Genomic DNA, 15,235 nt, shown 5'->3' with positions numbered 1-15,235 from the left:
ATACACGCTATCGTGTGTTGTCGCAAGTGCCTAATTGTAAATTTACACAAAACAATCTGCTGATTGAAATTCAAGGACGGAGTAAGGCAGATGGAGTGTGTAACTATCTATGACTTCGATCCGTCTGAACAGTCCTGAATCATCGTTTCTGAACTGCTCTAAATGACTAATTGCATCGTTAAATGAGTGATAAAAATATTCTTCGTTCTCTTTTTTATCCATGCGGATAAAACGCACAATATAACCGTTATCCATGTTAATCCTCCTCAATCATAAATCAGCTCAAGCTTCACAATTTCCTCTGCTTGTGCCTTGCAAGCGTTCATCTGCCGAACCCATTCCATTTGATTTTCAGCTTTCAGCTTTTCGGTAACGCCATATTGTTTCGCCAGCTCTGGTACGATCAGTTCAATACGGTGTTGCGCCGCTTCCTCAATCTCGGCACAATGCTCATGGAGTTTTTCGGTCAAGACAAGTTCGTTATACAAGATAGGGCGAAACTGCTGTAAATAGGATTTGCGGAGCCTGCCATAGTGGCCGATGGGCTTCTTCACCTTGCGAATTTTAATGTCGGGAATAAGATAATCCCCATTCTGTGTGTAAGTGATTTTCATGTTGTCTGCGCTCCTTTCTGCGGCTCTCGTTGCGGCAAACTGCTGACAGGGACAAATACCCCTCTGGCAATATCTTCTGAACGGATAACAGCTTTTTTGGCGTCAACCTCTGCCTTTTTCTTTGCTTTGACTTTCTCCTCATACCGTTTCTGCGCTCCGCTGGCTTTTCGCTTCAAATAGTTCTGGTGGAGCCTGTCCTTGCGTTCCTCACGCTTGCGGAGTTCTTCCAGTTCCTCCGGGGTCAGCTCTACTTCGCCAAATGCCGGGGGAACAAACCTACCCACAAAATTGAAATAAACCTCAATTTCCTGTGTGGTCTGGGTGCTTCCCTTGCGGTCACGCTCATGGACAAGGATTTTGTCGATAAACTCGTTGAGCATGGTAATGGTCAGGTTGTCAAAGCTCTGGTACTTGTCAATCAGGCAGATAAAACTCTCCGCTGATTTCTTGTTTTTCTCAAAGGCAGACAGGCTGGCTTCCAGAGAAGAAATTTCCTCGGTCAATTCGGCTTGCTCCTTGCCGTACTGTGCGTCCAGCGTGGCATAGCGGCTGTCCGGCAGCTTGCCCAGAATGTTGTCCTCATAGATTTTACAAAGCAGGACTTCCAGTTCTTTCAGCCTGTTTCTGGCGGTGGCAAGGTGGGTCTTTTTCTTTCGGACTTCCGCTATCTGCTGGCTGTCCTGCGCTTCCTGAACCACCCGGATAAACTCGGCTCTGTCATGCCTTGCATACGCCGCAATGGCTTTCAAAAGCTCGGAAATCAATTCCAGAACCACCGATTCATTGATACGGTGCTGGGTCTTGCACAACACGCCCACCGGGACTTTGCTGTACTGGGAACAGGTGTACTGGGAAATCCGCTTGCCGTTGTTGGTGCGGTGGACATACATCTTGCCGCCGCAATCGGCACAGTAGAGCAGCCCCGTCAGCGGTGCGGTCTCGCCCCAGCCATTGGGATAGCGGCGAACATTGCTGCGGATTTTCTGCACAAGGTCAAAGGTCTGCTGGTCGATGATGGCTTCATGAGTATTCTCAAAAACTGTCCATTCGTCCTCGGAAACATAGTGGCTTTTCTTGTCCTTGTAGTGCTTGCGGGTCTTGAAGTTGACCGTATGCCCCAGATATTCACGCTTTTTCAGAATTTCCACCACCGTAGAGGAACCCCAGCCGTAAATATCCTTGAAAGTCTTGTTCTTGTTCACGCCCTCGCCATGCTGGGCAAGATAGGCAGAAGGGATAAGGACTTGTTCCTCGGACAGCTTTTTGGCGATCTGGTATGGTCCCAGCCCGTCAATGGTCATCTGGTAGATACGCTTCACAACCTCGGCGGCTTCCGGGTCAACCAGCCATTTGTCTCTGGTCTCATTCCAGAGGTAGCCGTAAATGACTGTCCCTGTCAGGTGCTTGCCGGATTTGCCCTTTGCCTGAAAGGTGGAACGGATTTTCCGGCTTGTGTCACGGCAGTAAAATTCGTTCATGATGTTCCGAAACGGCGTGAAATCATCGTCCCCTTTGGCACTATCCACACCGTCATTGACCGCAATCAGACGGACGCCTTTCTGCCGGAGAATTTCCATAATCTGACCGACTTTCAGATAGTCACGACCCATACGACTCATGTCTTTTAGACACAAATATTCCACATTACCTGCCTCGACCTCTTTCATCAGAGCCATAAAGCCGGGACGGTCAAACCGGGTTCCGCTAATGCCATCGTCCGTAAAGTGGACGGGGTTCGGGAAACCATGCTGGGCAGCATAGCTTTCGAGGAGCTTTTTTTGATTGGCTATACTGTTGCTCTCGCCCTGCTGGTCGTCATCACGGCTGAGACGCTCATACAGGGCAGTAATCTTTCTCTTGCTCATTTTCTTGCACTCCTTTCTCACAAGCTGTGTGCTTTAAGCGGATTCCTAATCAACTGATTAAGAAGTCTCTTAAAGCATACAACACCTGCAGCCAGCTTGAACTTTGCATATTGCCGGACCGCAAAGTGGTCCGGCTTCTTCTTTTTCAGGTCCTCAAACATCAGATCCACCGAGTTCTGGAAGTCCTCATCGTCCTCTCGCACCTCCATGGCGTTGATGAACTCAATCAGTGTGGCGAAGTTCTGCTCCTCCTTCGGTGCCTCATAGTGGATATATCCGATGAGAGCACAGTAAAGAAGTGTTTCTGCCTTATCCCAGAAGGGGTCACCGCCTTTGCCCTCTCCTTTGGTGTTTGCCATCAGTGTGGTGGTCAGCTTCAGGATATCCTTTTCGCTGTGAATATACGCGAAGGGATTGTAGTGCATGGATTTGCGAAAATTGATGGTATTGAATATCTTGATGCGATAGTTCGCATGAACAAACGCATTGCCCACCTCAAGGAGCGTAGTCCCCTTCGGATCGGTCAGCACATACGAGCTATGCAGCTGGAGCAGGTTAGGCTTGATCCAGAAGCGCGTTTTACCGGAACCGGAACCGCCGACAATCAGAACATTTTTGTTCCTGGCATTGGCGGAATTCTTCGGGCGGTTGCTCATCATCAGCCGCTCTGTTCGGGTCAAAATCACATTGTTCGCAAAGACCGGGTCAACAAATGGCTCAATATCCTTTGCGGTCCCCCAGCGGGCTGAGCCGTACTCGCGGTTGTGCTTGTAGTTTTTGGCGTTCTTCCCTCGGAGATAGACAGCCACCCGCAAACCTGCACCGCAGATCAGGCCCACCATCAGGTCAACGGGGTGAAGGCTGGGAAACGGATTGCCAAAAGCAATGCCGATCTCCTCAAAGAAGGACAGCAGTTTCTCGGACGCCTCCACGCCCTCTGCCATGCGCCAGGCTTTTCCTAGGTTGGTGCAGAGCAAACCGACCACGATATACGGGAGAGCAAGAATCAGGAGCTTTTTCAGCTTAACAGTATCCAGCTTCATCGTGACTGCTCCCTCTGCTTTTCTCTGTTCGTAACCTTGGCCGGGATATCGCGCACCACATCCATCAGCTTGTGCAGCGTTTTGAGAACACTCGGGCGCTTGTTCCGGGTCAGAATCTCTGCAGAGTAGGCATTGAATGCGGCCGTCATGGCATCCGTATCCCTTGCTTTAAAGAACACCAGATACTTGGGCGGCAACACAGACTTATCCTTGGTGATTGCATAATCGACGCCGTATTTTCGGGCATACTTCTCAAAGCCCTTCAGATCCGTTTGGGCGATGTCGATGTTTGTAACGCCCTGATTCTGGCCGATGAGCTCCTGAATCGTCTGCTTGCCGACGGGCTTTTTCATTGCCGATTCCTGAGACTTGCGCCGGATATAGGCGAGTCCCTTCAACGCAAGCCGGAGAATACCGCGCGCTGTGATCTTGGTCGTGCTGATGGCCAAATTCACCGTTCTGTTTTCTACTTCCTCCTGCATAGATACCAACTCCTTCTATCACTTCCAGGGGTATAACGCGCTCTCAGTGGCTGTCCCTTTCCGGCATTTTGCGCCTGGGTTTCTCCCCCATTTCTTCCTTTGCTCTGACTGCATCACGCATCTGAAGCACCTCTTCCGGGACAGGGATTGCCATAATACTGCGCCCCATCTTCACAAAGGTCTCCGGCTGATGGAACAGTCCCTCGAACTTGCCGATCTGCTCCTCAGTCAGGGAGCCGAAGTTATCCTCGGTGAGCCCAGCAACCAGAAAGGGGCCGGCAATGATGTCATACACTTCATTGTTTTCATCCCGAAGCGCCCGGTTCAGGGGAAGGCCAATGAGCTTACCTTCCTCATTAACAATCAGTCCCACACGGTCCTCAAAGGGATAAACCACCTCAATGTCGCCGCCAACCGCATGCTGTAGATCCTCCAGCTCGGTACCGATCTCCACCACCCTCGGCCGCTCCTCCGGCTCCACCAGAAGAACCTTGATGGTCTCCCTGGCGAGTGCTTCCTCAACCACTTTATCAAAGGACTCATCTGTGAGAATCTCTTCCTTCGCCGCCTCGCGTGCCTCAAAGGTCCGGGCATTTTCAAAGATGTGCGCCTCGTTGTCGTAGTGATACACATTGTCGGAAAGGCGCTCCGCCGGGGAAACTTCCGTTTCGTTGACACCCCGCACCATTTCCTCCAAATAGCCGAGCTCCATGCTTCCGTCGTCGGCTACGAGCAGGACCTCATGAACCGAGGAAGGCAGGACGTAGAAGTCACCGCCCAGTGCTTCTGCCGCCTGATCCAGAAAACCCGGATATTGAATCACACCGGCACCATTCTGTCCACCCTCCACGGTGGCCACCCACAGGGGAGAAGGCTCATTCATGGGAACAAGGCCGCTCATGTCCCCCATCATGTCACGCATAACATCGTTCATGTTATGAAGCTTTGCCGGGCGATTCTGCACGGCAGCTTTCATGGCATCTTCGTGGAGCTGGTCTGCCGTGATGTCATAAACGGCCAGCATTTCGTTGGTAACGAGAATACTGGCCGAGCCATACACGCTGCTTTCCTCTTCGAAGCGGTAAACAAGGGCCATGTCCTCCACATTTTTGTGGGGAATCTGAGCCAGCTTTTCCTCGTTTCCGGCAACGGGGACCAGATCAACGGTCAGGGCATCCTTCATCCGGTCATAATCCTCCAGCACACGGGCATCATAGTGCGGCATATGGCGGACTGCCGAGACAACGGAGCGCTCGATGCTGTCCATCACGTCCTCAAGGAACATCCCAAAGCCTAGCGCTTTATAAAAATCCTGCAGGTTCAGGGTTACTCCGATTTCGCTGTTTTCCGGGCGGACGGCCATGCCGGTGTAGGACTCCCCCTGCAGCTTGGATACCTCCTGCTTACTGATATCAAAATCCGGGAAGCGGTCGCGCATCTCTTTGATCGCTTCATTCATAAACGTTTCGAAATCCATAGGTGCTCCTCCTTTTCATGACAAATAAAATAAGCGCCTCTGAATTTCTTCAAAGACGCTGACAATATTGATGGTTCATCGTTCCTGGTCCCGGGCCTTCTTTTTCTGCCATTGATCCAGAAGCTTGAGAATGGTGTCCTGCATCTGCTGCGTTGTATAGGACTTGGGAAAATACTTCCTCAGCTGCTCATTCCGAAAGGTCACGCGCTCCAGATCTCCCTTCTTCACTTCGTTCATGATTTCCCGGGCGGAATCCAAGGTGAAATCACCTTCCTGCGCCAGCTTTTTCAGACGCTGGGCTTGAGAGAGTGAGGGCGCAGCCTGCACCTCATCCATAGCCGCCAGGAAGGTCTCCTGTTCCTCCGGCGCAAGATAGGACAGCTCCACCGCCGGGTTGAAGGAGATCTGCTTCTGATCCACCATTTCAAGCAGCTCGGGGATAAGGTTGGTAAGGCGGATGTAGCGTTTTACATTGTCTTTACTCATACCTGCGGATTGACCAATGATTTCTGTCGACAACTTCGGTGCAATTTGCACCGAAGTCAAATCAGATCGCTGTCCTTGATGGCTAAGCGCATCAAGTTTCATCTTGAAAGCAAAGGCTCTCTCGCTAGGCAGAATGTTTTCTCGCTGAAGATTGGAATCGACCATGAGCACCGTGGCCGCGTCATCGTCCATCTGCCTTACCAGCACCGGAACCTCTGTGAGACCTGCCAGCTCTGCGGCATGTGCCCGGCGATGCCCGGAGATAATCTCATAGCCGCCATCCTCCAAGGGTCTTGCAATCAGCGGGGTCAACACACCGTACTGTGCAATGCTTTCCGTTGTTCTCAGCATGGCCTCATCATCAACCACCTTGAAGGGATGATCCTTAAAGGGAATCAGCTCGCTGATGCTGATATTCTGCACACGCTCCAGCTGCTTCTCGGCACGGCTTTCATCCGTTTCAAAGATATCATCGTAGCTGGTCAAGCTGATGCTTCCGCTTCTTTTCGGCATTGGTCAACACCTCCTTTGTCAAACTCCGGTAGGCATCAGCCACCTTCCCGCCGGGGTCATGCTTGAAAATGCTCACGCCTTCCGCACTGATTTCAGCAGCACGGACGGAGCGCGGAATATCCGCTTCAAACACCTTCAGCTTACTGCCGTAGGTATCGCGAATCAGAGTGCTGATCTCCTTCGCAAAATTGGTGCGGAAATCCACCATGGTCAGCAGAATCCCTTCCACCTTCAGCTTCGGATTGATCTGCCGCTTCACCTTGTTGACGGTCTGCAGCAGCTGCTCCAGACCTTTTGCAGACAGATAGTTTGCTTGAACGGGAATGAGCACCTGGTCAGAGGCGGCCAGAGCATTCACCGTAAGCATCCCAAGCGACGGCATACAGTCCAGCAAAATGAAGTCATATTGGTTTTTGAGCGGCTCCAGAACCTGCCGCAGGACCGTTTCCCGGCTCATGGCATTGACCAGGGCCACCTCCATGCCGGATAACGTGATGTTGGCCGGAATCAGGTCCACACCTTCTTCGTGGGAAAGAATCCCTTCTTTCGGTTCGACGGGTTGGTCCTGTATGACCTTTGCCATCCGATCAGTCAGCGTAACCGGAAGCTCATCCGGCCTAGGATGCCCGAGAGCAATGGTCAGGGACGCCTGCGGGTCCGTATCCACAAGCAGTACTCGTTTTCCTTCATTGGCAAGGCCAATTCCCAGATTTTCGCAGGTGGTCGTTTTCCCGGTTCCGCCTTTCTGATTTACAACAGCCATAATCGTGGCTTTCGACATAAAAACATCACCCCTTCCATTTCAAACTAGGCCAAGCCCTTGGCCATATCATGCTGTACCCAGTTCTGGTAGTAAGCATTCATGGTGATCGGCGCGTTATAGAGAACTGCCAGCATATACTGCTTCATGTCCCTCACGCGGGTTGTGTTGTTTGCCAGGGTCAGCAGGGCATATTTGATATGCTCTGAATTCAGCTTCATGAATCGGCTTTTCACAATCTCTGTGGGCATATCCTCGCGATTGATGCGAATGGTCTTTTTACCGGAGCAGCAGACCTCAACCATGAGATCCACCATTGCGGAAAGCGCCTCCTGATCCAGAGAGGAATCCTGAGCGAGCGTATCCATCTCAAGGGACTCTCTGAAATAAGCCTGATACTGGGCGAGCATTCGCATCGCTTCGTTTCTTTCCCCAACAGTTCTGTCGGAAGAGAAAGAATCGATATCGCTATCCTCTGTATTGCTTGTATCAGTATTTCTTCTGTGTTCTTCTGCCATTTCCGGAGATGTGCTTTCGGCATTTCCGGAAGTGTGCTTTTGACAGTTCAGGAAATGTCCTTCCCCATGGCTTTCCACCGATATGAAGTTTTTCACATAAATCAGGTTTGGCTTTCCGAGCCCTTGACGCTTGCGTTCAATCAAACCAACCTTTTCCTCCAGATCGGACAGCAGCTGGATTGCCTTTTTGTTCCCGCAGTTCATGTCAGCCATAATTTCTTCAATCGTGTAGATGATATACACACGGCCCTGCTGATCGATCCAGCCGTTCTTCGCAGAGAGTGTGACGCGATCCAGCAAGATTCCGTACAGGGTTTTCGCCTCTGCTGAGAGCACGCGGAACCGGTCATCCGTAAAAAGGACCTTCGGGATTCGGTAGAAGGCAAACTGTTCTGACTGAATCCCATAAAAATAATCAAACACGCATCGTCACCACCTGCTTTCAGGAGAATTTATCCCGCTTCAGGGGCTTTTGGCGGAACACGTCCGTTTGCTTGCCATACGGGCATCTGGAAAACTGACACCGGCGATATTTGAAATCCGGACGATAGTACACGCACCGCTTGCAGCTGCCGGGCCATTTTTCGGGCTTATCCTGCACCGCAGCTCTCACCGCAGCTCTGGACAGCTTCTCGTATCTGCGCAGCAGTTCTTCCCGCTTACCCATTTACCGCACCTTCTCTCTGTGCCCGGTTGATTCTGGTAGCCCGCAGCCAAACGTCCAGCTCCTGATAGCAGACAGCACTGACGCAGGGCTGCCCTTTTGCATAGCAGCAGCCTTCGCACTTCTTTTCCTGCGCCGTCATCACAGCTTCGGCCAGATAGTAGCAATTCTGCTTGCCGAGGATGCAGCCGACCTTGCGGTTTTTCCAGAAAAAGCATTTGCGGCAGGTGTCGGGCCTGTCCGCATAGTACCGAATTCCATCAATCAGAATGATTTTGCGCTTTGCTTTTTTGCTCATTTCGATATCCTCCTTGGTTTGATCCGTTTCCGGCATCATCCGAAAACGACAAAAGCCCTGTGGTGAGGGTCAGTCACCACAGGGCTATGTAAGATATCGATATTTCGTTTTCACGGGCACTTGAAGCCGTAATTATTTCTCTTCACTCTTCTGGGACAAGGAAGAGACAGCGAGACAAGCCAATCCGATTCCGAGCATCCCCATTCCAGAAGTTGCATCCAATTCATTTAACACGGACAGCACAGCCACTCCAACACCCATTGCCAGAGCAACTGCTTTCATAATCAAATGGACCATCGGCATGATATTTTTCTTATCTGCTTTCTGCGAATCCGCCTTGACCTGCATCAGTTCATCTACGCTTATGTCAAAACACTCCGCAAGCTTTGGGATCGTAGTTACATCCGGACAAGATAAATCTCTTTCCCATTTGGATACGGCCTTATCCGTTACCCCCATTTTTTCAGCCAGTTCAAGCTGAGTCATTCCATTTTCTTTTCTCAATGATGCAATCATCATGCCAAGCGTTTTCTTTTCCATTTGCTTCAGGCTCCTTCTTTTGATGTCTGCATCATATCACTTTATCCATGATTTACTCAAGCGACCACCAGTTTAGTTCGGTAGACCTGTGGTTTACCTGCTTTTCGGTACGGCTTTCTTTCTAATCCTGGCGCTTGTTTTTAGAAATCCAAAATTTCTCTGTCCGGGCTGCTAATGCATTTAGAAATCCGTCCCTCAAGCCCCTCCTCCAGCATACCAGATTTGCGTGGTCGTAAACGCAAATTTGTCATGGATTCACACCCAGATTCACCGGTTCTAAGGGAACCATACGCCTTTTTTGGCAGGCGGGCTGTTTTCGGTTTGTTTTTCTCATTAGCAGAAGTCCCTGTTTTTTAGCAGACCATCAATTTTATCTTACTTTCATTAGCAAAAGCGCGGAAGATTTTTTGCAATCTTCCGCGCTCATTTTGGTGTCCCCGCCCGGGCTTGAACCGGGGGCCTCGGGCTTAGGAGGCTCGCGCTCTATCCAACTGAGCTACGGAGACTTATATCGATTTTTCCTTGATTCTATGCGGTTTTTCGCACTTCGTTCAAGGTGACGATCTGCCTTTTGGGCACCCGATTTGCACAGGCATTTTTGTAAGATTCTTCCATCTCTCCACCACCCCAAAATAGGCAGTCACAACTCCATTCGAACCATTCTCAAAATTTGAAAAAACTCGTTTGTCGTAAGGTAACCTATTTCTTAGGAGAGGGCATACATTTTCCACACGTGTCAGCCTGTGACGGTCAGCTTCACTGTGCCTGCTTCCAGCTGATTTTTCCGCCCGCTTTGTGCATACTGTAATATTATATCAGTCAAAGCAGGCAAAATCAAGTTGAAATACCTTTTATAAACGTGTATATTATAAGAACATAGTAGAATTGCGTTCGTGCGCCCTGACAGCGGCGCCGGGTGCTTACAAGGAGGAAAACGACCGTGGAACAGGATTCCAATTCCTTTCAAACATCGCAGCTGGGCCGGTTGATCAGCCGGACCGCTCCGCCCCCGAAAAAACGCCGCCGGCTGGAGAGCCTTTCTCCCACCCGGCTGATCGTTTCCAGCTTTCTTGTGGTGATTGTGACCGGTGCGCTGCTGCTCATGCTGCCCTTCGCCACCCGCAATGGCATCACGCCGGTACAGGCCTTCTTCACGGCCACAAGCGCCACCTGTGTGACCGGTCTTGTGGTGCTGGATACCTACCAGGGCTTCACCACGTTCGGCCAGACAGTCGTAATTTGCCTGATTCAGATCGGCGGCCTGAGCCTTGTCACACTGGCCAGCTTCTTCACCCTGGCTCTTCGCCGCCGGGTTGGTTTCCGCTCCATGAAGCTGGCCAGCGAGTCCATCGGCACCTCCAATGTAGCGGAGGCCCGGGGCCTGCTGCTGGTGGTCATGAAGCTTGCCGCCTTCTTCGAGGGTCTGGGCTTTTTGCTGCTGCTGCCGGTCTTTGTTCCGGAATATGGCGCCGAGGGCATTTTCATCTCGATCTTTTTGTCCATCTCCGCCTTCTGCAACGCCGGTTTCGATATCCTGGGACGCACCCAGAGCTATGTGAGCCTGATGGGCTATGCCTCCAACTGGTATGTGCAGGGCATCATCATGTTCCTGATCGTGGCCGGCGGCCTGGGCTTTCTGGTCTGGCATGATCTGGGCCAGTGGCGCAAGACACATCACCTCTCCATCCACACCAAGGTGGTACTGTTCTGCACCATCCTGCTGATCGTGGGCGGCACCGTGGGCTTTGCTTTTCTGGAATGGAACAACCCCGACACACTGGGCGGTATGTCCGCCGGTGACAAGGTTGTAAACAGCCTGTTCCAGTCCATCAGCGCCCGAACCGCTGGCTTCAACACCATTGATCTGGCTTCCATGGGCTCCATCACCAAGTGCATGCTCTGCGTGCTCATGTTCATCGGTGCTGCGCCCGGCGGTACCGGCGGCGGTATCAAGGTAACCACCTTCAGCGTGATTCTGGTCACCGTGGCCAGTGTGGTCACCGGCCGGGAAGACGCTCAGATCTTCCGCCGCCGCATCGACAAGAAAACCGTTTACCAGGCCCTGAGCATCTCCATGCTGAGCCTGGGTGTGGTGATCCTGGTCACACTGATCGTCTTCTTCAATTGCGGTGAGCTCATCAGTCCGCTGGACTGCCTGTATGAGGTAGTCAGCGCCTTTGGCACGGTGGGCTGCTCGGTGGGTGTGACCGGCGAGATGCATGCACCTGCGCTGATCATCACCATGGTTACCATGTTTATCGGCCGTGTGGGCCCGGTCTCGCTGGCGATCAGTCTGGCCAGCCAGCGCCGGGAGCAGGGCAAGTTCGACATTCTGCCCGAGGGCAAGATCAGCGTGGGCTGATTCCGATCCGGGCGCAGCGCATCTGCCTGCTGCCCGCCATTGAATAAGGAGGAACTGATCTCTTGCGTGGATCTCATTCGTTTTCTCCCCGGGCGCTCTTTCGGCCTGTGGGGTTGATTCTTGCGGCTGTTTTTCTGGTGATGCTGGTGTTCAACCGGCTCACCCCGTTAATCTCCGATGACTACTCCTACCTGCTGAAGTTTCCCACCCACGAGCCGGTGGAAACCTTTTGGGACATTGTTGTTTCCCAATATTACCATTATATGCAGTGGGGCGGCCGAACCATTGCCATCGGCCTGAACCAGATCTTCCTGTGGCTTGGAAAATGGGTCTTCAATCTGGCCAATGCTGCTGCATTCACCTTTACCGTCTGGCTGTGTGCCAAACTTGCCGCCGGGCAAAAGTCGATTCATCCTGCCTTTTTGCTGGTGGTGCTGGGTCTGTTTTTCCACTTCAACCCGGCGTTCGGCGCGGTCAACCTGTGGATGTGCGGCTCCTGCGTTTATCTGTGGCCCCTGATGCTGGGTCTGGTCTTTCTTCTTCCCTACCGGCTGCAGCTGGACCGGGATCTCTCCTGGAGCAAAGGTGCTGCCGTGGGCATGTTTTTCGCAGGCATCGCCGCCGGATGGGGCAATGAAAATACCAGCGGCGCGGTGCTGCTTGCCTGCCTGGTGCTCTGCGTGCTCTCCCGCCTGCTGCTGGGCCGCGCGTCTCTTTGGCAGCTGACCGGTGCAACGGGCTGTCTGGCTGGCTTTCTGCTGCTGATGTGCGCACCCGGCCAATGGGTCCGGGTGGACCGGTTCGGGGAAGACTCCATCAGTATCTTCGCTCTGCTTCTCTCTCGCGCGATGAACGCCACCCATACTCTGCGGCTTTACGGCATGACGCTGGCTCTTCTGTTTGCCGCTGCGTATGCCGTGCTTCTTCTGTGCCGTCCCTCCCTGCGGGCGGCACTGTTCCCCATTTTCTGGTTTGTACTTGGTCTGGCTGCAAATTATGCGCTGATTCTTTCGCCCATTTACTATGTGCGCTCCTTTTACCCGGTCCTCGCCTTCTGGGTCATCGCAACCGGCAGCGCACTCACCGGTCTTGTTCAACATCTGCCCACCTTCGGCAAATTCCCTCAGGGAGTTTTTGCGGGAGTATTGTGCGTTCTGCTCTGCTTCGATCTTGTGGAGGGCGGCTACGATATTCTGAACTATTCCATCATGCGGCAGGTGCGTGAGGATACCATCCTCACCCAGGTAGCCGAGGGCGAAAAAGACGTCGAAACCTATGCCATCTACCCCTACACCCGTTTCTGCGGTGCATACGGCCAGCCGGACCTGCGGCTGGATAAAGACAACTGGGTAAATGTGAACATGGCGCTGCATCTGGGCGCGGACTCTCTTGTGGTCACCGAGCAGCACTATTATCCGTTCCCCGGCTATGATGATTTTTCCAACACGGTAGAAACCGAACTGAGCTATGCTCTGGAGTAAAGGAGGCGCTATGAAGCCGATCGAATCCAATGCCCGGCTGAACTGTCGGCTTTTCTGGCTGCTGGCGGCTGCCGCAGCGGTGGTAATGCTGCTGTTCAACTGCCTCACTCCCTTTGTGGCGGATGACTTCACCTTCACCTTCAGCTACCGCACCGGCGAACGGCTCACCGGCCTGTGGGATGTGCTGCAGAGCCAGACCTACCACTACATGACCTGGAGCGGCCGGTTCCTCATCAAGAGCCTGGACCAATGGTTTACCATCCAGCCGAAGCTTCTGTTCAACGTGTGCAACACACTGGTTTATGTGGGGCTTGCGCTGGTGGTTTATCTTGCAGCAAAGGGCCGCCGCGCTCCTGCCGACCCCCAGCTGCTGCTATTTATCTTTCTTAGCTTCTGGATGGTCTCGCCGGTGTTCGGCCAGACCAATCTGTGGATGTGCGGTTCCTTCAACTACCTGTGGGCCAGCTTCTTCTGCCTGGCCGCGGCGCTTCCCTTTGCACTGCAGCTGCACCACCCGTTGCAGACACGCCGCTGGCGGGCGCCCGCCTGTTTTCTGGCAGGTCTGGTGGGCGGCTGGAGCAGCGAAAACACAAGCGCCGGACTGCTTGTACTGATGGTTCTGGTGCTTTGCTGGCAGCTGTTCCGGGAGAAAAAAGCTCCCCTGTGGATGTTCACCGGTCTGGTGGGCGGGCTTTTCGGCTTCGCTCTGCTGATTCTGGCACCGGGCAACTACCAGCGGCAGGATGCCGCTCCCGATCCCCGGGGTCCGGTGACCATTCTGGCCACTCGTTTTCTCACCGCTTTGAACATGCTGTGGGACTATGGTCTGCCCCTTCTTCTGATCTTCGCGGTGCTCTTCTGGCTGCTGTGGCTGCAAAAGCCCGCACCGCAAGCCCTGTTCCTGCCGCTGGCATTGTTTGCGACGGGGCTGGGCACAAACTTCGCCATGGTACTCTCGCCAGTCTACTACGAGCGCTCCACCCATGGTGTATTTGTTTTTCTCACCGCCGCCTGTGCCGCCGCGCTGGCCGGACTGGACCGCAGCCATCTTCGGAGCGTACTTGGCGGTGCAGCCGCCGGGCTGGCACTGGTCGCCTGCTTCCAGCTTGTGTGGGCAGGCTACGACATCGCCAGCTTCTGGATGATGCACCGCACCCGGGCGGCTGAGTTTGCGAGCCTGAAGGACCAGGGACAGACTCAGGTGGTAAGCTATTCCATCGAGTGCTACACCCGCTGGTGCGCCGGTTACGGCCTGCCGGACCTGCGCACTGATCCGGAGGACTGGATCTGCTCGGATATGGCCCGTTATTACGGCTTTGAGAGTCTGGTGGCCGACGAAGCCCACACCTATCCCTTTCCCGGCCGCACCAACAATGCGCTGGAAACCGGCCTTCCGGAGGAAAGCTGAATCGAAACAACGTAAAAATGCCCCCGAAGCGGATGGCTTCGGGGGCATTTTGCATGCTTGGATCAGTGGGTCTCGCCCATGGTAACCTTAGCGTCCTCGGTATTCTGCGCCGCTGCCTCAATGCCATATTCCAGGCCCTTGGCGATCAGGTCCAGGGGCATGAAGGGGGTGCCGTTGGGCTTACCCACCACCTGCCCATTCTCATAGGGCACATGGATGAATCCAGCACGCACGCCCGGAAACTTCTTCGCAGCCAGATACAGCACGTTGTACATGATGCTGTTGCACACATAGGTGCCTGCGGTATAGGAGATGTGCGCAGGCACGCCGTTCTTGCGCATGTTCTCCACCATGGCCTTCACCGGCACAGTGGCAAAGTAAGCGGTCTCGCCGTCCTCCCGCAGGGGCTCGTCGAAGGGCTGCTCGCCGTCGTTGTCCGGGATGCGGGCCTCAGCCAGGTTGATGGCCACCTTCTCTACGGTCATGCAGGACCGGCCGCCGGCCTGGCCCACATTGATCACGATGTCGGGCTTATGCTCCTCCATCGCCTGCTCCACCACCTTGGCACTGCGGGTGAACACAGTGGGAATCTCCAGCTTGATGATCTGGGCCCCGGCAATCTGATCGGGCAGCAGCTTCACCGCCTCAAACGCGGGGTTTACGGCCTCTCCGCCAAAGGGATCGAAACCAGTTACCAGTACTTTCATTTGTACAGCACTCCTTT

Annotated in this window: 14 protein-coding genes, 1 tRNA gene and 1 pseudogene; 3 read left to right on the top strand and 13 right to left on the bottom strand. The window is 53.4% G+C overall.

The window, feature by feature from the left end:
• Positions 1–42: 42 nt before the first annotated feature.
• The 12 genes and pseudogenes from PH256_RS08190 to PH256_RS08140 all read right to left on the bottom strand — a co-directional run bounded on the left by PH256_RS08190 (position 43) and on the right by PH256_RS08140 (position 9,766).
• Entirely contained in the window at positions 43–255 is a 213-nt protein-coding gene (locus tag PH256_RS08190; RefSeq protein ID WP_270913732.1) for a hypothetical protein, read from the bottom strand.
• A gap of 11 nt (positions 256–266) precedes the next feature.
• On the bottom strand, positions 267–614 hold the full coding sequence (locus tag PH256_RS08185) for a TnpV protein (protein WP_270913730.1): 348 nt from the start codon (positions 612–614) through the stop codon (positions 267–269).
• Entirely contained in the window at positions 611–2,479 is a 1,869-nt protein-coding gene (locus PH256_RS15265; protein WP_333766333.1) for a recombinase family protein, read from the bottom strand. Before PH256_RS15265 ends, PH256_RS08185 begins: the two co-directional genes overlap by 4 nt.
• 83 nt (positions 2,480–2,562) lie before the next feature.
• A pseudogene (locus PH256_RS15260) lies at positions 2,563–3,522 on the bottom strand (type IV secretory system conjugative DNA transfer family protein); the annotation flags it as partial.
• A complete protein-coding gene (locus tag PH256_RS08175) occupies positions 3,519–4,004 on the bottom strand; it encodes a PcfB family protein (RefSeq protein WP_270913729.1) in 486 nt (161 codons plus the stop codon). The gene PH256_RS08175 and the pseudogene PH256_RS15260, both read right to left, overlap by 4 nt.
• Before the next feature lie 43 nt (positions 4,005–4,047).
• Entirely contained in the window at positions 4,048–5,481 is a 1,434-nt protein-coding gene (locus tag PH256_RS08170) for a DUF5688 family protein (protein ID WP_270913728.1), read from the bottom strand.
• Between the two features lie 75 nt (positions 5,482–5,556).
• Positions 5,557–6,480, bottom strand: coding sequence for a ParB/RepB/Spo0J family partition protein (locus PH256_RS08165; RefSeq protein WP_270913727.1), 924 nt, complete (start codon positions 6,478–6,480; stop codon positions 5,557–5,559).
• Positions 6,437–7,261 carry a ParA family protein gene (locus PH256_RS08160; RefSeq protein ID WP_270913726.1) on the bottom strand — a complete coding sequence of 275 codons (825 nt, stop codon included), beginning with the start codon at positions 7,259–7,261 and terminating at the stop codon, positions 6,437–6,439. The genes PH256_RS08165 and PH256_RS08160 overlap by 44 nt, the downstream gene beginning before the upstream one ends.
• Positions 7,262–7,287: 26 nt before the next feature.
• Positions 7,288–8,181: a DUF6017 domain-containing protein gene (locus PH256_RS08155; RefSeq protein ID WP_270913725.1), complete on the bottom strand. Its 894-nt coding sequence runs from the start codon at positions 8,179–8,181 to the stop codon at positions 7,288–7,290.
• 236 nt (positions 8,182–8,417) lie between these two features.
• Positions 8,418–8,720 (bottom strand): hypothetical protein, encoded by a 303-nt coding sequence (locus tag PH256_RS08150; RefSeq protein ID WP_270913724.1) that lies wholly within the window; start codon positions 8,718–8,720, stop codon positions 8,418–8,420.
• A gap of 132 nt (positions 8,721–8,852) precedes the next feature.
• Positions 8,853–9,260: a helix-turn-helix domain-containing protein gene (locus tag PH256_RS08145; protein ID WP_270913723.1), complete on the bottom strand. Its 408-nt coding sequence runs from the start codon at positions 9,258–9,260 to the stop codon at positions 8,853–8,855.
• Between the two features lie 429 nt (positions 9,261–9,689).
• A tRNA-Arg gene (locus PH256_RS08140) sits at positions 9,690–9,766 on the bottom strand.
• A 434-nt stretch (positions 9,767–10,200) separates the two neighbouring features.
• Here PH256_RS08140 and PH256_RS08135 point away from each other — a divergent pair.
• From PH256_RS08135 to PH256_RS08125, 3 genes are all read left to right on the top strand, one after another.
• Positions 10,201–11,622 (top strand): TrkH family potassium uptake protein, encoded by a 1,422-nt coding sequence (locus PH256_RS08135; RefSeq protein ID WP_242956097.1) that lies wholly within the window; start codon positions 10,201–10,203, stop codon positions 11,620–11,622.
• Between the two features lie 107 nt (positions 11,623–11,729).
• A complete protein-coding gene (locus PH256_RS08130) occupies positions 11,730–13,103 on the top strand; it encodes a DUF3329 domain-containing protein (RefSeq protein ID WP_270913722.1) in 1,374 nt (457 codons plus the stop codon).
• Positions 13,104–13,113: 10 nt separating this feature from the next.
• Positions 13,114–14,511, top strand: coding sequence for a DUF3329 domain-containing protein (locus tag PH256_RS08125; protein ID WP_270913721.1), 1,398 nt, complete (start codon positions 13,114–13,116; stop codon positions 14,509–14,511).
• Positions 14,512–14,573: 62 nt separating this feature from the next.
• Here PH256_RS08125 and pcp read toward each other — a convergent pair whose 3' ends face one another.
• A complete protein-coding gene (pcp, locus tag PH256_RS08120) occupies positions 14,574–15,218 on the bottom strand; it encodes a pyroglutamyl-peptidase I (protein ID WP_270913720.1) in 645 nt (214 codons plus the stop codon).
• Between the last annotated feature and the right edge of the window lie 17 nt (positions 15,219–15,235).

Source organism: Allofournierella sp. CML151, from assembly GCF_027853465.1.
GTDB lineage: Bacteria > Bacillota > Clostridia > Oscillospirales > Ruminococcaceae > Allofournierella.
Note: the sequence above shows the minus strand (reverse complement) of the source record. Positions and strands in the feature narration are given on the sequence as shown.